Origin of the sequence: Escherichia sp. MOD1-EC5950, assembly GCF_002965345.1 — a bacterium.
Taxonomy (GTDB): domain Bacteria; phylum Pseudomonadota; class Gammaproteobacteria; order Enterobacterales; family Enterobacteriaceae; genus Escherichia; species Escherichia marmotae.
The window spans coordinates 63,681-87,368 of the sequence record NZ_PTSR01000013.1 but is presented as its reverse complement, the minus strand read 5'-3'; the positions used below and the strand labels follow the sequence as shown (position 1 = coordinate 87,368).

Genomic DNA, 23,688 nt, shown 5'->3' with positions numbered 1-23,688 from the left:
TAAGCAGTGCCTTCAGTTAACTCGTCAGGATAGCCAAGGGATTGCATCCAAACGGTTTATTAGCTGCGACTAAGAACCCGACGTGCTTCGTTGTAACGCTTTTTCCAGTACGGCTCATTCATGCTGGAAATAATAACACCACTGCTGGTGGAAGCATGAACGAACTGATTATTGCCGATATAAATACCGACATGGCGTCCCGTTGAACCGGCACGGAACAGAACTAAGTCACCTGTACGCAAATTACTGCGGGAAACTGACTTGCCCATTTCCTGTTGTTCATAAGTTGAACGAGGGAGTTCTAAGCCAAATTGTTCGCGGAATGTACGCTGTACGAAACCAGAACAATCGATACCTTTTTTGGTGCTGCCGCCCAGACGATAACGCACGCCTTTCCAGTCAGCATACTGATCCATAATTCGCGATTTTACGTCGACATTACGAACCAGGTTTTCAAATTCATCCTGAGAAGCTTGCAGTGATGATGTTTCACTACCCACTGCACGTGTCTCAGGATGCATATTCTTTGCGGTGTTGTTTGCACTACATGCAGAAAGCAGAACCGCTACTGCAATCGCGGGAATGCCGCGCAAGATATATCTCAAAATCGGTTGAGATTTGACCATGTTGTTTGTTTTCCCTTGAAGTCCTTAACGACAAATATCGTTATAAAAAAATGCCAAGCGAGACGAGACTAATTACCTGGGCATGTTGAAACAATTCCCTAAGGCCAAATCTGTGGACTAACGCACAAAATTATATGCTGTGAGGATAATTTACCGCCGAGGCAAAACGAGTTCGAGATTACCCGATTGGCGCGGTCTTGGCGAGGGGTTTTACATGATTTTTTATAAGAAAAAGTGATACAGAAAGTTAATAACCGGGATTGGTCAATTAAAGAACGATTGAGCAAAAAGCATGCAATCCATTCATTTCGTTAGAGAATGACTATTTTACTCGATGAACGAAAGCAATGCAGTGCATCATCAGGATTATCCGGTCTATGAAAATAAACCTGATGATGTTAATTACTGTGAGTTATTTGTTTTAGGAATGTTTTCTTTTTCCTGGCAATGATTTGTCAAAGAAGGTGATTAATCGATCACTTAATGGCGTCATCAACCACCAGGGCAAACCAATCAATATCACAGTCAGGGAACCGACAATGATATCGGTAAACCAGTGTGCGCCAATCATCACTCTGGGAAATGCAAATACCACAAAAATAATAAGGGCGATGACGCCTGCGACTTTTCCGAAATAACGCCACATGAATGCAGAAAAAATAAGCAACATCATGCCATGATCGCCAGGAAAACTATCTCGCGAGGCATCTTTTGTTGGCACAGATAACAGTTCGCTGACGCGGTTAATATTCGCAAATGTTAATGTCGGGCTGGCTCGCTTTACCGGAATTAATGCCTGGCCCAACTGGTTTAATACCACTGCGGTTAACAGCATGACGAGACCGATAATCATGATATGGCGTCTGCCGGAGGCGTTTTCTTTCAGCCAGAAACTCAGCATCAGCAGTCCCATTGCCAGCAGTGAACAGCCGTCAAAAGCGCGATTATTGGTCAATGCGACCAGCCATAAAAAAGCCTTGCTTTCGACCAGTTTCTGATTAAAAAAATAGAAAATATCCGCGTCAATCGGCAACCAGAATCCATGATTGACGGGAATGTACCAGGAAAGAAACAGCGCGAGGCCGACAACGTTTAACAACGCTATTTGCGGCAAATTTTTAATCATATTTTCTCTAATCATCTTACTGAAAAACGCAAGCAACCTTACGCGTTGGTCACTAAACGAAGCTTCAACAGCGCGCTCTGTAAGGCATTCCAGTCAGTTTCGCTGCTGGAAATCAGCTCAACGCGACTGTCCGGTGGTGCCACGTTTTGCGTTTCAATGTGCAAGTCATCGCCCTGACGGTTGATTCGCACCAGTCCTTCAGGAATACGCATCACGCCTTTCACGCGTTCCACTGGTGCAAGCCGCGCCCATTCCAGAATGCCAACGGTGTCGAACACCGTATCAGCATCGAATATCCAACCGCAGGCCTGATGCCCTTGTCCGCTGTTGAGACTGCGACGCCAGCGTTGATGCTCTGGCAGACTTAACGCGGCTAACCCTTTTTTCACGGTATGCTGATGTGAATGGGCGGCGCTGGCGGGTAATTTGATTAAATTGCGACGGGGTAAATCCAGAAGATGACCATCAATTTGCCCATGTTCGCTGTGAATTAATTGCCGATCGCCACCATTTTGTTGCCACCAGCGTTGCAACGCTTGCTCGCTTTCGGACGTCGCTCGGTCGGATTTATTGGCGACAATAATGTCTGCGGCAGCCAACTGGTCACGGAAATTTTCATTATTGACGCTTTTTTCATCCAGCAGCAGGCGAGGGTCGAGAATACATAACGTGGCGCGCAGATCGATCCACGGTTCATAAACCGGAGCGGTTAACAGATCGAGGATCTGTTTTGGATGGCCCAGCCCTGTAGGCTCTATCAGCAAGCGGTCTGGTTTTCCCTGGCGCAGTAAGGTATTCAGCCCCACCTGCATCGGTAAGCCATTAACGCAGCACATGCAGCCGCCGGGGATCTCTTTTAGTAATGCACCGCTGTCAGCGAGCAAAGCACCATCTATCCCGACTTCACCAAATTCATTAACCAGCACCGCCCATTTTTCTTGCGGATCTTTGTGGGCTAATAGATGAAGAATTGACGTCGTTTTCCCGCTGCCGAGAAAACCGGTGATGAGGTTGGTCCTGGTCACAACGGCTCCGCAATAATCAGATTAGTTAACTGTGCGTTAATCCTGGCTAAAAAAGCTGGAAAAGAGAAGAGAAGGAGCGGACGAAGCATGCCTCCGTCCACCTTAACCGCAGAAATCGTTAAATTTTGAGGGTATTTAACAGTGCCTGATGCGCTCCAAACTGCGCTATTTGTTGCCAGGCATTTTTGATTGTCTGCACAAAATGCGGGTTATTGGGCAGGTCATCACCGAAAACTTCACGCAGAGAAAGCAGGGCGCTAACGCGTTGTTCACTGCTACTTTCCGCAACCAGATCGCGAATTTTATCGCTGAGCGGATCGCGAACATCAATGGCATTTCCGGCATCATCAACGCCGCTCACATAGCGCATCCAGCCTGCGACTCCTAACGCCAGTAACGGCCAGTTTGTTTCGCGCGCCAGATGAATGCGAATGCTCGCCAGCATGCGTTGCGGTAATTTCTGACTGCCATCCATCGCGATTTGCCAGGTTTTATGTTTCAGTGCGGGATTGGCAAAACGTTCAATTAACTTATCCGCATATTGCGTCAAATCGACATTTTTAATCCGTAGCGTCGGCGCTTGCTCATCCAGCATTAACGTTCTGGCGGCATGGCGAAATGCGCGGTCATGCATGCAATCACTGATATGGGCAAACCCTGCGAGATAACCCAGATAAGCGAGAAAAGAGTGGCTGCCATTAAGCATGCGCAGTTTCATCTCCTCCCAGGGCAAAACATCATCCACCAGTTGTACACCTGCGACTTCCCAGGCTGGACGTCCTGCAACGAAGTGATCTTCCACTACCCACTGGATAAACGGTTCGCAGCTAATCGCACAGGGATCATTCACGGCCAGATGCTGGCTAATTTCTGCCAGCGATTCGTCAGTTGCTGCCGGAACAATGCGATCAACCATCGTTCCCGGAAAGCTGACGTGTTCTTTTATCCATTCGGTGAGTTCTGGTGAGCGTTTTTCTGCCATTCCCAACACCGCATTTTTCACCACATGGCCATTGTCGGGAATATTGTCGCAGGAGAGCACGGTAAATGGCGCAAGGCCGCGTTCACGGCGGCGTTTCAGTGCTTCGACAAGAATGCCTGGTGCGGAATGAGGTTCTTCCGGCGTTTGTAGATCGTGAATAATGCGCGAATTGCTGGTGTCGAGCGTGCCGGTGGCCGGGTCGATGCAATACCCCTTTTCGGTAATCGTCAGGGAAACTATCGCCACCTGCGGTTCGCAAAATTTCTCAATAATCGCTGCTAATGAATCCAGTTTTGCATTCAGGCATTCGTGAACGGCACCGACAATAATCGCCTGATTGCCGTCTGCACCTTTCTCTAACACAGTGTATAAATGGTCTTGTGCGCGAAGCTGGCTCATCAATTGCTCACCGCTGAACAGGCTGATTTCACAAATTCCCCAGTCGCCACCCTGCTCATTCAGCACACGATCGGTTAATAATGCCTGATGTGCGCGGTGAAAGGCTCCAAAGCCAAAATGAACGATACGGGATTTCAATTGCTGGCGATCGTAGCATGGAGTGTGTACGTGATGGGGGAGCGTAACGGAGGCAATAGTATTCATAGAGGTCACGTCTCTGTAACGATTAATTAACAATGGCAGTGTAAAGTTATATGACAGCAATTGAAATTGGTCTGGATTGTTAATGCAATGAAGTGTGAGGGCGATCAATCAACGAGTAAATTTTACGGGCGGAAGGCGTTCAGTAAGCACAAAATAGCAGATTGGTATAATAAATTAAAAAAGGGACAGCCTGAGCAGTCCCTTTTTGAATGTGGCTGAAGTTAGTCAGCACGCCCCATGTAACGGCGTTCTTCGATATGGATACGGATTTTTTCGCCCGGGCTTAAGTATTCTGGCACCTGAATCACCAGACCGGTGCTTAATGTTGCCGGTTTGTTACGTGCGCTGGCAGAAGCACCTTTAATGCCTGGTGCGGTTTCAACGATTTCCAGATCAACGGTCTGCGGCAGTTCAAGTGCCAGCAGTTGGCCGTCCCAGGTCAAAACCTGCATGTCAGGCATACCGCCTTCCGGCATAAACAGCAGTTCTTCTTCAATCTGATCTTTCGTGAAGGTATACGGGGTATAGTCCTCTTTATCCATAAAGACATATTCGTTGCCATCAATGTAGGAGAAGTCAACATAGCGGCGGGTCAGCGTCACGGTGTCAACGATATCATCACCTTTGAAACGCTCTTCTACTTTCAGCCCGGTACGGACATCAGAAAAGCGCATTTTGTACAGCGTAGCGGCACCGCGGGCAGTGGGGGACTGAATATCAATATCCTTAACCAGCAGCAATTTGCCGTTGTAATTCAGAACCATACCTTTTTTAATTTCGTTCGCTCTTGGCATCGAAAAATTCCTGTAGTCGAAAATGTCAAAAATATCGCGACAAACTACTCGCGACGGCCATTTCAGGCAAGAGGTATTCGCACTTTTGCTGGTGCAAAAAAGGTGGTACTGTGCGCGCTCATCAATCCGGTGGTTAACCTGAAGAGAACAATGTATGGAATGCCGTCCGGGTTGCGGGGCGTGTTGTACCGCCCCCTCAATCTCCAGCCCTATTCCGGGTATGCCAGATGGCAAGCCCGCCAATACACCCTGCATTCAGCTCGATGAACAGCAACGCTGTAAAATTTTTACCTCGCCACTGCGCCCGAGAGTCTGCGCAGGCTTACAAGCCAGTGCAGAAATGTGCGGCAACACGCGTCAGCAGGCAATGACCTGGCTTATCGAGCTGGAAATACTGACCGCGCCTTAAACATCTTTAATCCGCAGTAAGCAGAACAGGGTGGCGATAATCATCACCATCGCAAACCAGAACACTGCATGATAATTCCAGATCTCTGCGACTATTCCGGCTACTGAACCGGCGATAATCCAGCCCACACGTGATGTATTGGTATAGAGCGTGGTTGCTGAACCCGCCTGGCCGGGCATCAGATCCTGAAAATAGAGCATCCCAATACCGCCAAGAATACCGATAAAAATAGCATTCAGCATCTGTAAGCCCAATAGAATGACAGGTGAATGTGCCATCAGCATACCTGCGTAAAAACAGATGCCACCCACGGCTGCTACGCGCATCAAGAACCGCTTACCCAGACGTTTGGCAAAATAACCGGCAATTAACATCGTCGGGATTTCCAGCCCGGCGGCGGTCCCCATCATCACACCCGCCAGTTTTTCTGGAAGATGTAGTTCGTTAATAATAAATAGCGGCATGTTGATGATGTACAGGCTATTTGAACCCCACATCAACGTACAAATGACAAACAGCAATAGCGTATCGCGACGGTTACGCCGCGGTGCTTCAACCGTGCCGGTCGCCAGCGGAACCTCTTTTTGCATCGACGGTAAAAACAGCCACACCATCACGCCGCAAACAATAAACGCTACCGCCGCGCTGAGATACATCACCGTAAAGCTGAAACCCATCGCTAAGGCATAAGCCAGCGGCGGGCCGATGACCCATGCCAGTGAAACCTGGGCGCGCCAAAAAGAGCTGAACATCACTGCTTCACGCCCGGTTTTATCGGCATGTTCACGGGCAAGAGCAAACATCTGCGGGTTGGCGGTAGAGCCAAAGCTGCTAAGAAAAACGCCGACAAACAACAGGATGAAGTAGTTGCGATTCCAGGCGAAAAGGGTGCAGGCCAGCACGCCTAACAGGCAGCAAAAGACAATCAGTGATTTACGATCGCCGCGCTTATCGGAGCGCCCGGCGAGAAACTGGCTGACCAGAATCCCGATGACGGCGCTGCCAGTAAAGAAGAATCCCACCATTGCCGGGCGGGCGTGTACCTCATCGGTAAGAAAAATACTGAGCGTTGGGGTTTGCAGAGCGCCTGCAATGCCGGTGAGAAAGGCAACAATTAAGAATGCCGTTGATGTCAGGTCAAACGATTTCGCGCTGGAGACTGCGGGGGAATTATGCATGCTGGTCGATCACTGAAAGATGAAGACGCGGAGTTTACGCCGCTTGTCAGAAAATAAACAGTCAGTGAAATCAAACTCGCCATGAATAATCAAAATGCTATTTCACTCTTGTTGAACCTTTGCTGACGCTGCTGAAATGATCATGTTGATAACAAATTTCGCCATCAGCGATTCAGATTATCGGCAAAAAAATGTGCAGCACATCAAACTTTTGTACATAATTTAGCGCCATCCCTTGCGTGCTGAAACAGAAGTATTATGCTTTCTTGAAACGTTTCAGCGCGATCTTGTCTTTAACCCTAAGCCAGGTTAGCGCTTTTTTTCTCATAGAAGCTGAATCGTTTCAATTCAGCAAGAGAGGAGAACTATGTTCCAGTTATCCGTACAGGACATCCATCCGGGCGAAAAGGCCGGAGACAAAGAAGAGGCGATTCGCCAGGTCGCTGCGGCGCTGGTGCAGGCCGGTAATGTCGCTGAAGGTTACGTCAATGGCATGCTGGCGCGCGAACAGCAAACCTCAACGTTCCTCGGCAATGGTATTGCTATTCCACACGGCACCACCGACACCCGCGATCAGGTACTGAAAACCGGCGTTCAGGTGTTTCAGTTCCCGGAAGGCGTGACATGGGGCGAAGGTCAGGTGGCGTATGTTGCTATCGGTATTGCCGCCAGCTCGGATGAACATCTGGGGCTGTTGCGTCAACTGACGCACGTCCTGAGCGATGATTCCGTTGCTGAACAACTGAAATCAGCCACCACTGCAGAAGAACTGCGCGCACTGCTGATGGGCGAAAAGCAGAGTGAACAGTTGAAGCTTGATAACGAAATGCTGACGCTGGATATCGTCGCCAGCGATTTGCTGACTCTTCAGGCGCTGAATGCTGCTCGTCTGAAAGAAGCGGGCGCGGTTGATACCGCTTTTGTTACCAAAGCCATCAATGAACAGCCGTTGAACCTCGGGCAGGGGATCTGGCTGAACGATAGTGCCGAAGGCAACCTGCGCAGCGCTATTGCGGTAAGCCGTGCGGCAAATGCTTTTGATGTTGAAGGCGAAACGGCAGCCATGCTGGTGAGTGTGGCGATGAATGACGATCAGCCAGTCGCGGTACTTAAGCGTCTGAGCGACCTGCTGATCGACAATAAGGCTGAACGTCTGTTGAAAGCTGATGCAGCAACGTTGCTGGCGCTGCTGACCAGCGATGATGTGCCGACCGACGACGTGTTAAGCGCAGAGTTTGTGGTGCGCAATGAACACGGCCTGCATGCCCGCCCAGGCACCATGCTGGTCAATACCATTAAACAATTTAACAGTGATATTACCGTGACAAACCTTGATGGCACCGGCAAACCGGCAAATGGACGTAGTCTAATGAAAGTTGTAGCACTTGGCGTTAAGAAAGGTCATCGCCTACGCTTTACCGCCCAGGGAGCAGATGCTGAACAGGCGCTGAAAGCCATTGGCGACGCCATCGCCGCCGGTCTTGGGGAGGGCGCGTAATGAGCAGACGTGTTGCTACGATCACCCTCAATCCGGCCTATGACCTTGTCGGTTTCTGCCCGGAAATTGAACGCGGCGAAGTGAACCTGGTGAAAACCACCGGTCTGCATGCAGCGGGTAAAGGCATCAACGTGGCCAAAGTTTTAAAAGACCTGGGGATTGATGTCACCGTTGGCGGTTTCCTCGGCAAAGACAATCAGGACGGTTTTCAGCAACTGTTCAGCGAGCTGGGCATTGCCAACCGTTTCCAGGTTGTCCAGGGGCGTACCCGCATTAACGTCAAGCTGACAGAAAAAGACGGTGAAGTCACCGATCTCAACTTCTCTGGTTTCGAAGTTACTCCAGCCGACTGGGAACGCTTTGTGACGGATTCTTTAAGCTGGCTTGGTCAGTTCGATATGGTCTGTGTCAGCGGTAGTTTACCGTCAGGTGTCAGCCCGGAAGCATTCACCGACTGGATGACTCGCCTGCGTAGTCAGTGTCCTTGCATTATCTTTGATAGTAGCCGTGAAGCGTTAGTGGCTGGTTTGAAAGCGGCACCATGGCTGGTGAAACCTAACCGCCGTGAGTTGGAAATCTGGGCGGGTCGTAAACTGCCTGAAATGAAAGATGTCATTGAAGCTGCACATGCGCTACGTGAACAAGGTATCGCGCATGTTGTAATTTCACTGGGTGCCGAAGGCGCGCTTTGGGTTAATGCCTCCGGCGAATGGATCGCCAAACCACCGGCAGTCGATGTCGTAAGCACCGTTGGCGCAGGGGATTCTATGGTTGGTGGCCTGATTTATGGCTTGCTAATGCGTGAATCCAGTGAACACACACTGCGTCTGGCGACGGCTGTTGCAGCCCTGGCGGTAAGTCAAAGTAATGTAGGTATTACCGATCGTCCGCAGTTGGCCGCAATGATGGCGCGCGTCGACTTACAACCTTTTAACTGACAGCAGGAGAGGCATAATGAAAACGCTGCTGATTATTGACGCTAATCTCGGTCAGGCACGCGCCTATATGGCGAAGACCCTGCTGGGCGCGGCGGCGCGAAAAGCAAAACTGGAAATCATCGATAATCCTAACGACGCTGAAATGGCGATTGTTCTTGGTGATTCCATCCCGAACGATAGCGCGCTGAACGGTAAAAATGTCTGGCTGGGCGATATTTCCCGGGCCGTCGCGCATCCGGAGCTGTTCCTGAGCGAAGCCAAAGGCCATGCGAAACCTTACACTGCGCCGGTAGCTGCTACAGCACCGGTTGCAGCCAGCGGCCCGAAACGCGTGGTTGCGGTTACTGCTTGCCCAACCGGCGTGGCACACACCTTTATGGCGGCTGAAGCTATTGAAACTGAAGCGAAAAAACGCGGTTGGTGGGTGAAAGTTGAAACCCGTGGCTCTGTTGGTGCGGGGAATGCCATCACGCCTGAAGAAGTGGCGGCAGCGGATTTGGTGATTGTGGCGGCAGACATTGAAGTCGATCTGGCAAAATTTGCCGGTAAACCCATGTACCGCACTTCTACCGGACTGGCGCTGAAGAAAACGGCGCAGGAGCTGGATAAAGCGGTTGCTGAAGCGACGCCTTACGAGCCAGCAGGTAAAGCCCAAACGGCAAGCTCTGAAGCTAAGAAAGAGAGTGCAGGCGCGTATCGTCACCTGTTGACGGGCGTTTCTTACATGTTGCCGATGGTGGTTGCTGGCGGTCTGTGTATCGCGCTTTCTTTTGCTTTTGGTATTGAAGCATTTAAAGAGCAAGGGACGCTTGCTGCGGCGCTGATGCAGATTGGCGGCGGTTCAGCTTTTGCGCTGATGGTTCCGGTACTGGCGGGTTATATTGCCTTCTCTATTGCCGATCGTCCGGGGCTTACTCCGGGTCTGATTGGCGGTATGCTGGCGGTCAGCACCGGTTCTGGCTTCATTGGCGGTATTATTGCGGGTTTCCTGGCCGGTTACATTGCGAAGTTAATCAGTACGCAACTGAAACTGCCACAGAGTATGGAGGCGCTAAAACCGATTCTGATCATTCCGCTAGTTTCCAGTCTGGTGGTGGGTCTGGCGATGATCTACCTGATCGGTAAACCGGTTGCTGGCATCCTCGAAGGCCTGACCCACTGGCTGCAAACTATGGGGACTGCGAATGCGGTTCTGCTGGGTGCAATCCTCGGTGGAATGATGTGTACTGACATGGGCGGTCCGGTAAACAAAGCGGCGTACGCGTTTGGTGTGGGTCTGCTGAGTACTCAAACCTATGGCCCGATGGCGGCGATTATGGCGGCAGGTATGGTGCCACCGCTGGCAATGGGGCTGGCTACGATGGTGGCACGTCGCAAATTCGACAAAGCGCAGCAGGAAGGCGGTAAAGCGGCTCTGGTTCTGGGACTGTGCTTTATTTCTGAAGGTGCAATTCCGTTTGCCGCCCGCGATCCGATGCGAGTACTGCCGTGCTGTATCGTTGGTGGGGCGCTGACTGGTGCAATCTCTATGGCGATTGGTGCGAAACTGATGGCACCGCACGGTGGTCTGTTTGTTCTGCTGATCCCTGGCGCAATTACGCCGGTTCTGGGATACCTGGTGGCAATCATTGCCGGTACGCTGGTGGCAGGTTTGGCCTATGCTTTCCTGAAACGTCCGGAAGTGGACGCTGTAGCGAAAACAGCATAATAAAACGTGAACTGCAGGGCAGGAATTTTCTGCCCTGTATCCGTTGATGACCGCAAGATAAGTGAAAAGTGTTTGAAATTAATTCTATGAATTTAAATGGTTTTTACTTCAAATAGAAACCTGAACCTCTCATCAAACAGCAACGTCATTTTCTCAAGGGCAGATTAATTTCTGCCCTTTTTTATTGTTTCAGTTCTGTGCATTACTTCACAATTTCTTCGCTTTTTCTAAAACCGCCAATAATAGAGTTTTGTGAGCCTGCTCAAATCTGCTCATTTTGCCCCTCTGGCAGTAATTTACTTTAAGTAAAACAAGCATACTATGAGCACATGTTTAAATATGAACATATGTTTAAACGGTCTTTGCAGTACCTATATTCTTGTGGATTGACAGGGTTGGTAATTTTTTACCAGAGGACGTGCTATGCGCGAAAAGGAATATGTCGTAATTATAGGTTCGGCTAATATTGATGTCGCCGGATATTCACATGGATCATTAAATTATGCGGATTCAAATCCTGGGAAAATAAAATTTACCCCCGGTGGCGTAGGGCGCAATATTTCACAAAACCTGGCGTTGCTGGGGAAAAAATCCTGGCTACTGAGCGCCGTAGGAAGTGATTTTTATGGTCAATCGCTCCTGACACAAACTAATCAGTCCGGTGTTTATGTCGATAAATGCCTTATTGTGCCAGGGGAAAATACCTCAAGTTATTTATCTCTACTCGATAATACCGGCGAAATGCTGGTTGCTATAAATGATATGAATATTAGCAACTGTATTTCAGCGGAGTTCCTCTCACAGCACCGTGATTTTATTCAAGGGGCAAAGGTCATTGTCGCAGACTGTAATATCAGTGAAGAGGCGCTGATCTGGCTCCTGGATAACGCCGCCGACGCACCTGTATTTGTCGATCCTGTTTCAGCATGGAAATGCGTCAAAGTACGCGAACGGTTAAAGCAGATCCATACACTGAAGCCAAACCGTCTGGAAGCGGAAACCCTGAGCGGTATTGCCCTTTCGGGGCGTGAAGATGTGGCGAAAGTTGCCGCCTGGTTCCATCAAAATGGCCTGAACCGACTGGTTCTGAGCATGGGCGGTGACGGTGTTTATTACAGCGAAATCCGCGGTGAAAGCGGCTGGTCTGCGCCGATTAAAACCAATGTCGTCAATGTTACCGGAGCGGGCGATGCCATGATGGCGGGACTTGCTTCGTGCTGGGTAGACGGGATGCCGTTTGCCGAATCCGTTCGTTTTGCACAGGGATGTTCGTCAATGGCGCTCTCCTGTGAATACACCAATAACCCTGATTTATCGGTTGCCAACGTTATATCGTTAGTGGAGAACGCAGAATGTCTGAATTAAAAATTTCCCCGGAGTTATTACAGATTTCCCCGGAAGTGCAGGATGCTTTAAAAAACAAAAAACCGGTTGTGGCGCTGGAGTCGACCATTATTTCTCACGGTATGCCGTTTCCACAAAATGCCCAGACTGCAATTGAAGTAGAAGAAACTATTCGTCAACAGGGAGCCGTACCAGCCACTATCGCTATTATTGGCGGTGTGATGAAAGTAGGCTTAAGCAAAGAAGAAATTGAATTACTGGGGCGTGAAGGACATAACGTAACCAAAGTTAGCCGTCGCGATTTACCTTTTGTTGTTGCGGCCGGAAAAAATGGCGCTACTACTGTTGCTTCAACCATGATTATTGCGGCGCTTGCCGGAATTAAGGTATTTGCCACCGGCGGTATTGGTGGGGTACATCGTGGCGCGGAACAGACATTCGATATTTCTGCCGATTTACAGGAATTGGCGCATACCAATGTTACCGTGGTTTGTGCCGGAGCGAAATCTATTCTCGATTTAGGTTTAACCACCGAATATTTAGAAACCTTCGGTGTGCCGTTAATTGGTTATCAGACCAAAGCATTACCGGCATTTTTCTGCCGCACCAGTCCGTTTGAGGTCAGCATCCGTCTCGACAGCGCCAGCGAAATTGCCCGTGCGATGGCGGTGAAATGGCAAAGTGGTTTGAACGGTGGCCTGGTGGTGGCGAACCCGATCCCGGAACAGTTTGCGATGCCGGAAGAAAGTATTAACGCTGCAATTGATCAGGCCGTTGCCGAAGCTGAAGAGCAAGGTGTAATCGGTAAAGAGAGTACGCCGTTCCTGCTGGCGCGAGTTGCTGAACTGACCGGCGGCGATAGCCTGAAATCTAACATCCAGTTGGTGTTTAACAATGCCATTCTGGCGAGCGAAATTGCCAAAGAATATCAACGTCTCGTGGGTTAATTTCTGACGGGCAGAAAGCCGTCGCCCGTACTTATCATACATACCGAAACCTGGCGTTGACGCCGGGTTTACTGGCATGAAGGGAAATCATTATGGATATAATGAGAAGTGTTGTGGGGATGGTGGTATTGCTGGCAATCGCGTTTTTGTTGTCAGTGAATAAAAAAAGCATCAGTTTACGCACCGTAGGTGCCGCGCTGCTGCTGCAAATCGCCATTGGCGGCGTTATGCTCTATTTTCCGCCGGGAAAATGGGCGGTAGAGCAGGCGGCGTTAGGCGTACATAAAGTCATGTCCTACAGTGACGCCGGCAGCGCCTTCATTTTTGGCTCGCTGGTGGGGCCGAAAATGGATGTCCTGTTTGATGGCGCAGGCTTTATTTTCGCCTTTCGCGTACTTCCGGCGATTATTTTCGTTACCGCACTCATCAGTTTGCTGTACTACATTGGTGTGATGGGACTGCTGATCCGCATTCTTGGCAGTATTTTTCAGAAAGCCCTCAACATCAGCAAAATCGAATCTTTTGTTGCGGTTACCACTATTTTCCTCGGGCAAAATGAGATCCCGGCGATCGTTAAACCGTTTATTGATCGCATGAATCGCAACGAGTTGTTTACCGCAATTTGTAGCGGCATGGCATCTATTGCCGGTTCGATGATGATTGGTTATGCCGGGATGGGCGTGCCGATTGACTATCTGTTAGCAGCATCGCTGATGGCTATCCCTGGCGGGATCTTGTTTGCGCGTATTCTTAGCCCGGCGACGGAATCTTCGCAGGTGACATTTGAAAACCTGTCATTCAGCGAGACGCCGCCAAAAAGCTTTATCGAAGCGGCGGCGAACGGTGCGATGACCGGGTTGAAAATCGCCGCAGGTGTGGCGACGGTAGTAATGGCATTTGTCGCAATTATTGCGCTGATCAATGGCATTATCGGCGGTATTGGCGGCTGGTTTGGTTTTGCCAATGCCTCTCTGGAAAGTATTTTTGGCTATGTGCTGGCACCGCTGGCGTGGATCATGGGGGTTGACTGGAGTGATGCCAACCTTGCGGGGAGTTTGATTGGGCAGAAACTGGCGATTAATGAATTTGTCGCTTACCTGAGTTTCTCGCCCTATCTGCAAACGGGCGGCACGCTGGACGTGAAGACCGTGGCGATTATCTCCTTTGCGCTTTGTGGTTTTGCTAACTTCGGCTCTATCGGTGTTGTCGTTGGGGCGTTCTCGGCTATTTCGCCAAAACGTGCGCCCGAAATCGCTCAGCTTGGTTTACGGGCGCTGGCAGCCGCGACGCTCTCCAACCTGATGAGTGCGACAATTGCCGGGTTCTTTATTGGTCTGGCGTAATGCTCGATTCGTAGGCCGGATAATACGCATCAAGCGTCGCATCCGGCAATCACGCAGCATTCAAATAATTTTTACTGCATCATCCCGGAGAGTTTATTCTCCGGGTCCATCTCCCGCGCCAGCTCTAACAACTGCTTTCTGTTTTTAATTAAATATCCTTTCTTATTTTTAATTAATAAACCATCGTGAATGAATTGTGCGAGAACATATAACAGGTGTCGATAAGAAACACCCAGATACTCTGCCGCCTGGGTATGCTTTTCGTGATAAAGATCACCTTCCTGCGAGAGTAATATAAATGCGGCCAGGCGATTCACTAACGGAAATGATTGATTCTGCGTTAAAGAAACAATATTGCGATAATTTTTATGGCTTAAGCTGACGCAGAGTTTTCGTAAAAATAGTGTGTCGTTTAATAACAGCGGACGGTAATTTTTCATGGGAAGCGCAATACACCAACACTCTTCAATAGCCTGCACCGCGCGCGGTTTATGGTCTTTATCGATTAACTCAATCTCGCCAATAAAACAGGGTGCGGCAAAGAAATCGATCAGCGACACCCGACCATTAGCAAGCGTGGCGTAGAGTCTGGCGCGGCCTCGCGTCAGGTAAAACAGCCATGACGGCTGTTGTCCTTCCTGCACAATGTAGTCACGCGCTAAAAAATGAAACAGCCGCGTGTCCACTGAAACATCCGTTGCAAAGCACACCTTAAATGCGGATTCGTCAATTAATTGCTGCTTAAGATCATTATTGTGGATTTCTTTCACGATGTTTACCCGCTATGAGATTTCTCATATTTAGCATACGTACGCTGTTGTTAAGATTCAATTATCGGCCCGATTGAATTTTCTTTGCTGTAGAAAAAATAACGCAACTTGAAACAGAGGGAATAAACAATGGAAAAAAGAAAAATTATCCTGGATTGTGATCCGGGTCATGATGACGCTATTGCAATAATGATGGCAGCGAAACATCCGGCGATTGATTTATTAGGTATTACCATTGTGGCCGGTAATCAAACCCTCAATAAGACATTAATTAATGGTCTGAATGTTTGTCAGAAACTGGAGATTAATGTTCCGGTTTATGCGGGGATGCCGCAGCCGATTATGCGCAAACAAATCGTTGCCGATAATATTCACGGTGAAACCGGACTGGATGGCCCGGTATTCGAGCCGCTGACCCGTAAAGCTGAAAGCACCCATGCGGTGAAATACATCATCGATACCCTGATGGCAAGCGATGGCGATATCACTCTGGTGCCGGTTGGTCCACTTTCAAACATCGCGGTGGCAATGCGGATGCAGCCTGCAATTCTGCCGAAAATCCGTGAAATTGTGCTAATGGGCGGCGCTTACGGTACAGGTAACTTTACGCCGTCTGCCGAGTTCAACATCTTTGCTGATCCGGAAGCCGCACGCGTAGTGTTCACCTCCGGCGTTCCGTTGGTGATGATGGGCCTCGATCTCACTAACCAGACCGTTTGCACCCCGGATGTGATTGCGCGGATGGAAAGGGCAGGTGGCCCTGCCGGTGAACTGTTCAGTGACATCATGAATTTCACCCTCAAAACTCAGTTCGAAAATTATGGTCTGGCTGGTGGCCCGGTGCATGACGCCACCTGCATTGGCTATCTGATTAACCCTGATGGCATTAAAACCCAGGAAATGTATGTCGAAGTAGACGTCAACAGCGGCCCTTGTTACGGGCGTACCGTCTGCGACGAACTGGGTGTTCTCGGCAAGCCCGCTAATACCAAAGTCGGCATCACAATTGATACCGACTGGTTCTGGGGATTAGTCGAAGAATGCGTTCGCGGCTACATCAAAACCCATTAAGTGTTGATAGCAAGTCGGGCCTGTATCGCAAGGTGCAAGCCCGGCTATTTATAATGGGCAGAAAGCCGTCGCCCAAAATGACATGAAGAGATAATAACTATGGATGTCATGAGAAGTGTTCTGGGAATGGTGGTATTGCTGACGATTGCGTTTTTGCTGTCGGTGAATAAGAAGAAGATCAGCCTGAGAACCGTCGGCGCGGCGCTGGTATTACAGGTTGTGATTGGCGGTATTATGCTTTGGCTTCCGCCTGGACGTTGGGTTGCAGAAAAGGTCGCTTTTGGTGTCCATAAAGTGATGGCGTACAGCGATGCGGGTAGTGCCTTCATCTTCGGTTCTCTGGTTGGGCCGAAAATGGACACCCTGTTTGATGGCGCAGGATTTATCTTTGGTTTCAGGGTATTACCGGCAATTATCTTCGTTACTGCACTGGTGAGTATTCTTTACTACATTGGCGTGATGGGGATCTTAATTCGTATTCTTGGCGGTATATTCCAGAAAGCTTTACATATCAGCAAGATTGAGTCATTTGTTGCTGTCACCACCATTTTCCTCGGGCAAAACGAAATTCCGGCGATCGTGAAGCCATTTATTGATCGTCTGAATCGCAATGAATTATTTACGGCGATTTGTAGTGGCATGGCCTCAATTGCCGGTTCGACGATGATTGGGTACGCTGCACTGGGCGTGCCAGTGGAATATCTGCTGGCGGCATCGTTAATGGCGATCCCCGGCGGGATCTTGTTTGCTCGCTTGTTAAGCCCGGCTACGGAATCTTCACAAGTTTCCTTTAATAACCTCTCTTTCACCGAAACACCGCCAAAAAGCATTATTGAAGCCGCTGCTACAGGGGCAATGACCGGGCTGAAAATCGCCGCAGGTGTAGCGACTGTGGTGATGGCATTTGTCGCCATCATTGCGTTGATTAACGGTATTATCGGCGGTGTTAGCGGTTGGTTTGGTTTTGAAAATGCCTCGCTGGAGTCCATTTTAGGTTACCTGCTGGCTCCGCTGGCGTGGGTGATGGGGGTTGACTGGAGTGATGCCAACCTTGCGGGAAGTTTGATTGGGCAGAAACTGGCGATTAACGAATTTGTCGCTTATCTGAGTTTCTCACCGTATTTGCAAACCGCAGGCACTCTGGATGCTAAAACCGTAGCGATTATTTCTTTTGCGCTGTGCGGTTTCGCTAACTTTGGTTCTATCGGCGTGGTGGTTGGGGCATTTTCTGCGGTTGCGCCGCATCGTGCGCCGGAAATCGCCCAACTTGGTTTACGGGCGCTGGCGGCGGCGACGCTCTCCAACCTGATGAGTGCGACCATTGCCGGGTTCTTTATTGGTTTAGCTTGAGTGTCATTGCCTGATGCGCAAGCTTATCAGGCCTACATTTACTTGCTGAAATTGCCTGATTTGTAGGCCGGATAAGACGCGTCAAGCGTCGCATCCGGCAACATTGTTACACCATTGGCACTAATGAAAGCGCGTTATCGGCAGACAGAGTAGGGTTGTTTATGCTGCCGCTGGCGCGCGAAATTGCCGCGCAGGCCATCGCAAAACGGGCGCTATCGCGAAAACTGCTTCCTTCCAGAAAGCTATACACCAGTCCCGCCATAAAACCATCGTCGGCGCCAAAACTGTCTACCGTCGTATGTTTTGGTGCAGTCAGTAAAAATTGCTCGCCATCCTTTTCGCTGCAATAAACTGACTCATCGGGCAAATAAACAAACAGTTTCTGAACACCTTGCTGATGCAACGCATTCACTGCGGCATTACGGTCAGCATCGCTGGTGATCGCCTGTCCCCATAAAATTTCCAGTTCCTGCAAAGTCGGTTTCAGGGTGTGAATATGTGCCAGCCAGTGTTTGATTTTTCCTGCTTTAAATTCCGAAACGGTATCGACAAACACCGGAATTTCATCGGCAAGGGTAAAGACCCACTCCAGCGCCTCAGCAGTCAGGTTACAATCAGCCAGTACCACGCCCGCATGGCGAAGTAAATCACGCGACCCGTTCAGTAATTGCGGCGTCAATTGCTCCAGAAGATGGGTATCGTTTATCGCCAGCACGGTTTCATCGTCTTGATTGGCAATCGCGAGATACGTTGACGTACTTTGACCGTGTAAACGAACGCAGCCTGAGACATTCACTCCGGCACGGCGCGTCTCTTCTAAGAGCATTTCGCCATAAAAGTCATCGCCAATCACCGAGAGTAAATGCACGTCACGGCCCAGTAGTGCCAGATTGTGGGCGATATTGCGCCCGACGCCGCCAGCCGAGCAATGAATTGTACCGGGATTAGAGGCCGCTTGCGGATAACGGATATCCGCCATCCCGCGAATATCCATATTGATTGTCCCCACCACCACACAGTATTCCTGCTCGGTGAGAATGTAACCTTTGCCTTTAATCAGGCCTTTGCGCATTAAATCCATAATATGCGCCGCTACGCGCGAACGGCTGATTTGCAGCATATCAGCAATTTCATTCTGCTGGATCAGCGGGTTACGCCGCAAAATTGCAAGGATCTCCTTCTCCCGGTTATTCATTTTCAGGCTACCGCTTTTTCAGTTTGTTGCGCTTTCAGCCAGGCGATTTCTTCCGCCCAGATATCCGGGTTAATGGTTTCGAGGATCAGCGGAATACCGTCGAAGCGATCATCCTGCATGATCCAGCGGAAAGCATCATGGCCAATATTGCCTTCACCAAGACTGTGATGGCGGTCGACGCGGCTACCAAAGGTGCTTTTCGCATCGTTGAGGTGCATCCCGCGCAGATACTTAAAGCCGACAATACGGGCAAAATCTGCGAACGTTTTCTCGCATTCGGCAGGGGTACGCAAATCATATCCGGCAGCAAAAGCATGGCAGGTATCAATGCAAACGCCGACGCGGGATTTATCTTCCACGCCGTCGATAATCGCCGCGAGATGTTCGAACTTAAATCCTAAGTTGCTGCCCTGACCGGCAGTATTTTCAATCACCGCCGTCACACCTTGTGTTTTATCCAGCGCAATGTTGATGGATTCGGCAATGCGCGCCAGGCAATCCTCTTCTGAAATTTGCATCAGGTGACTACCGGGGTGGAAGTTGAGCAAAGAGAGACCCAGTTGTTCGCAACGCTGCATTTCATCTATAAACGCATCGCGCGACTTTTCCAGGGCTTCTGCGACCGGATGGCCAAGGTTAATCAGATAACTGTCGTGGGGAAGAATTTGCGCCGACGTGTAGTGATACTTTTCGCAGGCGGCTTTGAATTCATCGATGGTTTGCGTCGTGAGCGGTGCAGCACGCCACTGACGTTGATTTTTGGTGAACAAGGCAAACGCGGTTGCGTCGATTTCGGCGGCGCGAATTGCGGCATTTGCCAGACCGCCAGCAGCACTAACGTGCGCTCCAATGTATTTCATGCGAGGACTCCTGTTAAACCCGCTGGAGGAAAACGGTAATCATAGCGGGTTAACAGGAGCAAGATGTAGTGGTTTATGCGATGACGCTTTGAATCACATAGTTAATTGCACCACCACCAACAATCAGCCAGGCAAACAGTACCAGTGCCATCAGCAGAGGTTTCGCCCCGGCTTTTTTCAGCGCGCTGACGTGAGTGGTCAGACCCAGCGCCGCCATCGCCATTGCCAGCAGGAAGGTATCCAGCGTTACCAGCATGTTCACCACGCTCTGCGGTAACAGGTGGAACGAGTTAAAGATGGCAACTACGATGAACAAGATGGCAAACCACGGAATGGTGATTTTGCTTTTCTCGCCGCTGTTCGCCCCAGATAGCTGTTTAACACGTGCAGCCAGCAGAATAAGGAACGGAGCCAGCATCATCACGCGCAGCATTTTGGAAATAACTGCTGCGTTTTCTGCATCCGGGCTGATGGCATGACCTGCCGCCACCACCTGCGCCACTTCGTGCACAGTAGAACCAATGTAGATACCGAAAGTTTCCGGGCTAAACCATTGAGACATCAGCGGATATATCGCCGGGTAGAGGAAAATCGCGACGGTCCCGAAGATAACAACGGTTGCAACAGCCACGGTTACTTTACTGGCTTCCGCTTTCACTACCGGCTCAGTTGCCAGTACCGCAGCGGCACCACAAATACTGCTACCGGCACCAATCAACCAACTGGTGTGCTTATCCAGGCCAAACACTTTCTGCCCCAGGAAGCAAGCCAGCAGGAAGGTACTGGACAGCGTCAGCACGTCAATGATGATCCCACTGATACCGACATCGGCAATTTGCGAGAACGTCAGACGGAAGCCATAAAGAATGATACCCAGACGTAATAAATATTGCTTGGCAAACAGCACGCCACCGTCACAGCTTTTCCAGATGTGCGGATAGATGGTGTTGCCTAAAACCATCCCCAACAAGATTGCGAGGGTGAGGGCACTAAACCCGGCACCCGCAACGGCGGGAATGGAACCACCCCACAGGGCGACCCCGGTGATAACTGCACTCAGGGCTAACCCCGGAATAAAATGCCACAGTGTACGATGTTGTTTCTGTAAGGTGATATTCGTCATAACCCTCTCCTTTAACCGGGCATAAGGTTACGTCTAACTGGTTTAAAAATAAAATTGATTATATATTTATAATTAATCTTTATAAGTGGTAAGCGACTATGCACATCACCCTCCGACAGTTGGAAGTTTTTGCAGAAGTATTGAAAAGTGGATCCACCACCCAGGCGTCGGTGATGCTGGCGTTGTCGCAATCAGCAGTGAGCGCAGCCTTGACCGACCTGGAAGGGCAGCTTGGCGTGCAACTGTTTGATCGCGTGGGGAAAAGACTGGTTGTTAATGAACACGGACGGCTGCTTTATCCGCGCGCGCTGGCGCTGCTGGAACAGGCTGTTGAAATTGAACAACTGTTTCGCGAAGACAACGGCGCGATTCGTGTCTATGCCAGTAGCACCATCGGCAATTACATTTTACCCGCTGTTATCGCCCGTTATCGCCATGATTACCCGCAGTTGCCGATTGAACTTAGCGTTGGTAACAGCCAGGACGTGATGCAGGCGGTGCTGGATTTCCGCGTTGATATTGGCTTTATTGAAGGGCCGTGCCACAGCACTGAAATCATTTCTGAACCCTGGCTGGAAGACGAACTGGTGGTTTTCGCTTCGCCAACCTCGCCGCTTGCTCATGGTCCGGTCACCTTAGAACAGCTTGCTGCCGCACCGTGGATCCTGCGTGAACGCGGTTCTGGTACGCGGGAGATTGTCGACTATCTGTTACTGTCGCATCTGCCGAAGTTTGAGATGGCGATGGAGTTGGGAAACTCCGAGGCCATCAAACATGCTGTGCGTCACGGACTGGGGATTAGCTGCCTGTCGCGACGGGTGATTGAAGAGCAATTACAGGCTGGCTCTTTACGTGAAGTTGCTGTCCCGCTGCCGCGCCTGATGCGCACGCTGTGGCGTATTCATCATCGGCAAAAACACCTTTCCAACGCGTTAATGCGCTTTCTGGACTACTGCAATCCTGCCAATTTACCGCGTTAAGTTGCTGTACAGGAACATGCTGGCGCTGTGTCGATTTCGTGACGCAGCGCCAGCGTCAGGTATTCGCCAGAAAAGAGATTGGCTGCTTTACTTATAATTCCAGGGCGATCATGAAGGTCTCTTATAAAAGCGCATTTCTATCGGAAGGATTGCAAATCGTCTGCTACAATCGCGCCTCATTTTTAATGATGGATAGCATTTTCGTATGGTTTCCGAAACTAAAACCACAGAAGCGCCGGGCTTACGCCGTGAATTAAAGGCGCGTCACCTGACGATGATTGCCATTGGTGGCTCCATCGGTACGGGTCTTTTTGTTGCCTCTGGCGCAACGATTTCTCAGGCAGGTCCGGGCGGGGCGCTGCTCTCGTATATTTTGATTGGCCTGATGGTCTACTTCCTGATGACCAGTCTTGGCGAACTGGCGGCGTATATGCCAGTTTCTGGTTCGTTTGCGACTTACGGTCAGAACTATGTAGAAGAGGGCTTTGGCTTCGCGCTGGGCTGGAACTACTGGTACAACTGGGCGGTAACTATCGCTGTTGATCTGGTGGCCGCGCAGTTGGTAATGAGCTGGTGGTTCCCGGATGTCCCTGGTTGGATCTGGAGTGCGCTGTTCCTCGGCGTTATCTTCCTGCTGAATTACATTTCGGTCAGAGGCTTTGGTGAAGCGGAGTACTGGTTCTCACTGATCAAAGTTACGACCGTGATTATCTTTATCGCCGTTGGCGTGATGATGATTTTCGGTATCTTCAAAGGTGCACAGCCTGCTGGCTGGAGTAACTGGACGATAGGCGAGGCACCGTTTGCCGGTGGTTTTGCGGCGATGATCGGTGTGGCGATGATTGTCGGCTTCTCCTTCCAGGGAACCGAACTGATTGGTATTGCGGCGGGTGAATCTGAAGAGCCGGGGAAAAATATTCCGCGTGCGGTACGTCAGGTGTTCTGGCGAATTCTGCTGTTCTATGTATTCGCGATCCTGATCATCAGCTTGATCATTCCGTACACCGATCCAAGTCTGTTACGCAATGATGTGAAAGACATCAGCGTCAGCCCGTTCACGCTGGTGTTCCAGCACGCAGGACTGCTTTCTGCGGCGGCGGTGATGAACGCGGTTATTCTGACAGCAGTACTGTCAGCGGGTAACTCCGGTATGTACGCGTCTACCCGTATGCTGTACACCCTGGCGTGCGATGGCAAAGCGCCGCGTATTTTCTCTAAACTGTCGCGCGGCGGTGTACCACGTAATGCGCTATATGCCACGACGGTGATTGCCGGTCTGTGCTTCCTGACCTCCATGTTTGGTAACCAGACGGTGTATCTGTGGCTGCTGAATACCTCCGGGATGACCGGCTTTATCGCCTGGCTGGGGATTGCTATCAGTCACTATCGTTTCCGTCGCGGCTATGTATTGCAGGGACACGATATTAACGACCTGCCGTATCGTTCGGGCTTCTTCCCGCTGGGACCGATCTTCGCCTTTGTGCTGTGCCTGATTATCACTCTGGGCCAGAACTACGAAGCGTTCCTGAAAGATACCATCGACTGGGGCGGCGTAGCGGCAACGTATATCGGTATCCCGCTGTTCCTGGCCATCTGGTTTGGTTACAAGTTGATTAAAGGAACTCACTTCGTGCGTTACAGCGAAATGAAGTTCCCACAGAACGACAATAAATAAGCGTTATCTCTTCCTTATTAAGCCCTCTCACCTGAGAGGGCTTTTTCAATTCTATTTCCCATATAAATCATACGTATATAAAATTTAACAATTGAATTGATAATTGTTATCGTTTGCATTATTGTTACGCGAAATGAAAAAGG

The 23,688-nt window shown here is 50.0% G+C and carries 21 protein-coding genes; 11 read left to right on the top strand and 10 right to left on the bottom strand.

Features of this window, described 5'->3' with window-relative positions; genetic code table 11:
- Positions 1-59 precede the first annotated feature (59 nt).
- The 5 genes from mepS to yeiP all read right to left on the bottom strand — a co-directional run bounded on the left by mepS (position 60) and on the right by yeiP (position 5,156).
- The gene (gene mepS, locus BEA93_RS14345; protein WP_000241011.1) at positions 60-626 is read right to left on the bottom strand and encodes a bifunctional murein DD-endopeptidase/murein LD-carboxypeptidase; all 567 of its coding nucleotides are present in this window, start codon (positions 624-626) and stop codon (positions 60-62) included.
- A 421-nt stretch (positions 627-1,047) separates the two neighbouring features.
- Complete coding sequence (gene lpxT, locus BEA93_RS14340) at positions 1,048-1,752, bottom strand: Kdo(2)-lipid A phosphotransferase (RefSeq protein ID WP_001516724.1); 705 nt, start codon at positions 1,750-1,752, stop codon at positions 1,048-1,050.
- Between the two features lie 38 nt (positions 1,753-1,790).
- Positions 1,791-2,777 (bottom strand): zinc-binding GTPase YeiR, encoded by a 987-nt coding sequence (yeiR, locus tag BEA93_RS14335; protein ID WP_000198840.1) that lies wholly within the window; start codon positions 2,775-2,777, stop codon positions 1,791-1,793.
- Between the two features lie 118 nt (positions 2,778-2,895).
- Positions 2,896-4,362 carry a mannitol dehydrogenase family protein gene (locus tag BEA93_RS14330; protein ID WP_105224903.1) on the bottom strand — a complete coding sequence of 489 codons (1,467 nt, stop codon included), beginning with the start codon at positions 4,360-4,362 and terminating at the stop codon, positions 2,896-2,898.
- Positions 4,363-4,583: 221 nt separating this feature from the next.
- Positions 4,584-5,156, bottom strand: coding sequence for an elongation factor P-like protein YeiP (yeiP, locus tag BEA93_RS14325; protein ID WP_097501094.1), 573 nt, complete (start codon positions 5,154-5,156; stop codon positions 4,584-4,586).
- A gap of 154 nt (positions 5,157-5,310) precedes the next feature.
- Between yeiP and BEA93_RS14320 the strand changes: the two genes are divergently transcribed.
- Positions 5,311-5,565: a YkgJ family cysteine cluster protein gene (locus BEA93_RS14320; RefSeq protein WP_105224902.1), complete on the top strand. Its 255-nt coding sequence runs from the start codon at positions 5,311-5,313 to the stop codon at positions 5,563-5,565.
- Here BEA93_RS14320 and setB read toward each other — a convergent pair.
- Complete coding sequence (gene setB / locus BEA93_RS14315; protein WP_105224901.1) at positions 5,562-6,743, bottom strand: sugar efflux transporter SetB; 1,182 nt, start codon at positions 6,741-6,743, stop codon at positions 5,562-5,564. The two genes, BEA93_RS14320 and setB, sit on opposite strands and share 4 nt — an antisense overlap.
- Before the next feature lie 367 nt (positions 6,744-7,110).
- On the opposite strand from setB, the gene fruB reads away from it, so the two are divergent.
- From fruB to BEA93_RS14285, 6 genes are all read left to right on the top strand, one after another.
- The gene (fruB, locus tag BEA93_RS14310; RefSeq protein WP_000487268.1) at positions 7,111-8,241 is read left to right on the top strand and encodes a fused PTS fructose transporter subunit IIA/HPr protein; all 1,131 of its coding nucleotides are present in this window, start codon (positions 7,111-7,113) and stop codon (positions 8,239-8,241) included.
- Positions 8,241-9,179 (top strand): 1-phosphofructokinase, encoded by a 939-nt coding sequence (gene fruK / locus BEA93_RS14305; protein ID WP_001516719.1) that lies wholly within the window; start codon positions 8,241-8,243, stop codon positions 9,177-9,179. The genes fruB and fruK overlap by 1 nt, the downstream gene beginning before the upstream one ends.
- Positions 9,180-9,195: 16 nt before the next feature.
- Positions 9,196-10,887: a PTS fructose transporter subunit IIBC gene (fruA, locus tag BEA93_RS14300; protein ID WP_001516718.1), complete on the top strand. Its 1,692-nt coding sequence runs from the start codon at positions 9,196-9,198 to the stop codon at positions 10,885-10,887.
- Positions 10,888-11,310: 423 nt separating this feature from the next.
- Positions 11,311-12,252, top strand: coding sequence for a pseudouridine kinase (locus tag BEA93_RS14295; protein WP_061090409.1), 942 nt, complete (start codon positions 11,311-11,313; stop codon positions 12,250-12,252).
- The gene (gene psuG, locus BEA93_RS14290) at positions 12,240-13,178 is read left to right on the top strand and encodes a pseudouridine-5'-phosphate glycosidase (protein ID WP_001516716.1); all 939 of its coding nucleotides are present in this window, start codon (positions 12,240-12,242) and stop codon (positions 13,176-13,178) included. The genes BEA93_RS14295 and psuG overlap by 13 nt, the downstream gene beginning before the upstream one ends.
- Positions 13,179-13,270: 92 nt before the next feature.
- Entirely contained in the window at positions 13,271-14,521 is a 1,251-nt protein-coding gene (locus BEA93_RS14285) for a NupC/NupG family nucleoside CNT transporter (protein WP_016248968.1), read from the top strand.
- Between the two features lie 71 nt (positions 14,522-14,592).
- Here BEA93_RS14285 and BEA93_RS14280 read toward each other — a convergent pair whose 3' ends face one another.
- Positions 14,593-15,291, bottom strand: coding sequence for a transcriptional regulator YeiL (locus tag BEA93_RS14280; protein WP_001516714.1), 699 nt, complete (start codon positions 15,289-15,291; stop codon positions 14,593-14,595).
- A gap of 129 nt (positions 15,292-15,420) precedes the next feature.
- On the opposite strand from BEA93_RS14280, the gene rihB reads away from it, so the two are divergent.
- Both rihB and BEA93_RS14270 read left to right on the top strand, forming a co-directional pair.
- Positions 15,421-16,362, top strand: coding sequence for a ribosylpyrimidine nucleosidase (gene rihB, locus BEA93_RS14275; RefSeq protein WP_000415437.1), 942 nt, complete (start codon positions 15,421-15,423; stop codon positions 16,360-16,362).
- A gap of 99 nt (positions 16,363-16,461) precedes the next feature.
- Complete coding sequence (locus BEA93_RS14270) at positions 16,462-17,712, top strand: NupC/NupG family nucleoside CNT transporter (protein ID WP_001516712.1); 1,251 nt, start codon at positions 16,462-16,464, stop codon at positions 17,710-17,712.
- 106 nt (positions 17,713-17,818) lie between these two features.
- Here BEA93_RS14270 and BEA93_RS14265 read toward each other — a convergent pair whose 3' ends face one another.
- From BEA93_RS14265 to BEA93_RS14255, 3 genes are all read right to left on the bottom strand, one after another.
- Entirely contained in the window at positions 17,819-18,907 is a 1,089-nt protein-coding gene (locus BEA93_RS14265; protein WP_105224900.1) for a sugar kinase, read from the bottom strand.
- 2 nt (positions 18,908-18,909) lie between these two features.
- Positions 18,910-19,767, bottom strand: coding sequence for a deoxyribonuclease IV (gene nfo, locus BEA93_RS14260; protein ID WP_000873880.1), 858 nt, complete (start codon positions 19,765-19,767; stop codon positions 18,910-18,912).
- A gap of 73 nt (positions 19,768-19,840) precedes the next feature.
- Positions 19,841-20,890, bottom strand: a complete 1,050-nt coding sequence (locus tag BEA93_RS14255; RefSeq protein ID WP_000182053.1) for a YeiH family protein — start codon at positions 20,888-20,890, stop codon at positions 19,841-19,843.
- A 98-nt stretch (positions 20,891-20,988) separates the two neighbouring features.
- Between BEA93_RS14255 and yieE the strand changes: the two genes are divergently transcribed.
- Positions 20,989-21,870, top strand: coding sequence for a DNA-binding transcriptional regulator YeiE (gene yieE / locus BEA93_RS14250; RefSeq protein ID WP_000548304.1), 882 nt, complete (start codon positions 20,989-20,991; stop codon positions 21,868-21,870).
- Between the two features lie 205 nt (positions 21,871-22,075).
- Complete coding sequence (gene lysP, locus BEA93_RS14240; RefSeq protein ID WP_000253267.1) at positions 22,076-23,545, top strand: lysine-specific permease; 1,470 nt, start codon at positions 22,076-22,078, stop codon at positions 23,543-23,545.
- Positions 23,546-23,688 lie beyond the last annotated feature (143 nt).

Bases quoted from the DNA above. Each gene is read 5' to 3' on its own strand.
- mepS (WP_000241011.1), bottom strand. From the start codon at position 626: ATGGTCAAATCTCAACCGATTTTGAGATATATCTTGCGCGGCATTCCC.
- lpxT (WP_001516724.1), bottom strand. From the start codon at position 1,752: ATGATTAAAAATTTGCCGCAAATAGCGTTGTTAAACGTTGTCGGCCTC.
- BEA93_RS14330 (WP_105224903.1), bottom strand. From the start codon at position 4,362: ATGAATACTATTGCCTCCGTTACGCTCCCCCATCACGTACACACTCCA.
- yeiP (WP_097501094.1), bottom strand. From the start codon at position 5,156: ATGCCAAGAGCGAACGAAATTAAAAAAGGTATGGTTCTGAATTACAAC.
- BEA93_RS14320 (WP_105224902.1), top strand. From the start codon at position 5,311: ATGGAATGCCGTCCGGGTTGCGGGGCGTGTTGTACCGCCCCCTCAATC.
- setB (WP_105224901.1), bottom strand. From the start codon at position 6,743: ATGCATAATTCCCCCGCAGTCTCCAGCGCGAAATCGTTTGACCTGACA.
- fruB (WP_000487268.1), top strand. From the start codon at position 7,111: ATGTTCCAGTTATCCGTACAGGACATCCATCCGGGCGAAAAGGCCGGA.
- fruK (WP_001516719.1), top strand. From the start codon at position 8,241: ATGAGCAGACGTGTTGCTACGATCACCCTCAATCCGGCCTATGACCTT.
- fruA (WP_001516718.1), top strand. From the start codon at position 9,196: ATGAAAACGCTGCTGATTATTGACGCTAATCTCGGTCAGGCACGCGCC.
- BEA93_RS14295 (WP_061090409.1), top strand. From the start codon at position 11,311: ATGCGCGAAAAGGAATATGTCGTAATTATAGGTTCGGCTAATATTGAT.
- psuG (WP_001516716.1), top strand. From the start codon at position 12,240: ATGTCTGAATTAAAAATTTCCCCGGAGTTATTACAGATTTCCCCGGAA.
- BEA93_RS14285 (WP_016248968.1), top strand. From the start codon at position 13,271: ATGGATATAATGAGAAGTGTTGTGGGGATGGTGGTATTGCTGGCAATC.
- rihB (WP_000415437.1), top strand. From the start codon at position 15,421: ATGGAAAAAAGAAAAATTATCCTGGATTGTGATCCGGGTCATGATGAC.
- BEA93_RS14270 (WP_001516712.1), top strand. From the start codon at position 16,462: ATGGATGTCATGAGAAGTGTTCTGGGAATGGTGGTATTGCTGACGATT.
- BEA93_RS14265 (WP_105224900.1), bottom strand. From the start codon at position 18,907: ATGAATAACCGGGAGAAGGAGATCCTTGCAATTTTGCGGCGTAACCCG.
- nfo (WP_000873880.1), bottom strand. From the start codon at position 19,767: ATGAAATACATTGGAGCGCACGTTAGTGCTGCTGGCGGTCTGGCAAAT.
- BEA93_RS14255 (WP_000182053.1), bottom strand. From the start codon at position 20,890: ATGACGAATATCACCTTACAGAAACAACATCGTACACTGTGGCATTTT.
- yieE (WP_000548304.1), top strand. From the start codon at position 20,989: ATGCACATCACCCTCCGACAGTTGGAAGTTTTTGCAGAAGTATTGAAA.
- lysP (WP_000253267.1), top strand. From the start codon at position 22,076: ATGGTTTCCGAAACTAAAACCACAGAAGCGCCGGGCTTACGCCGTGAA.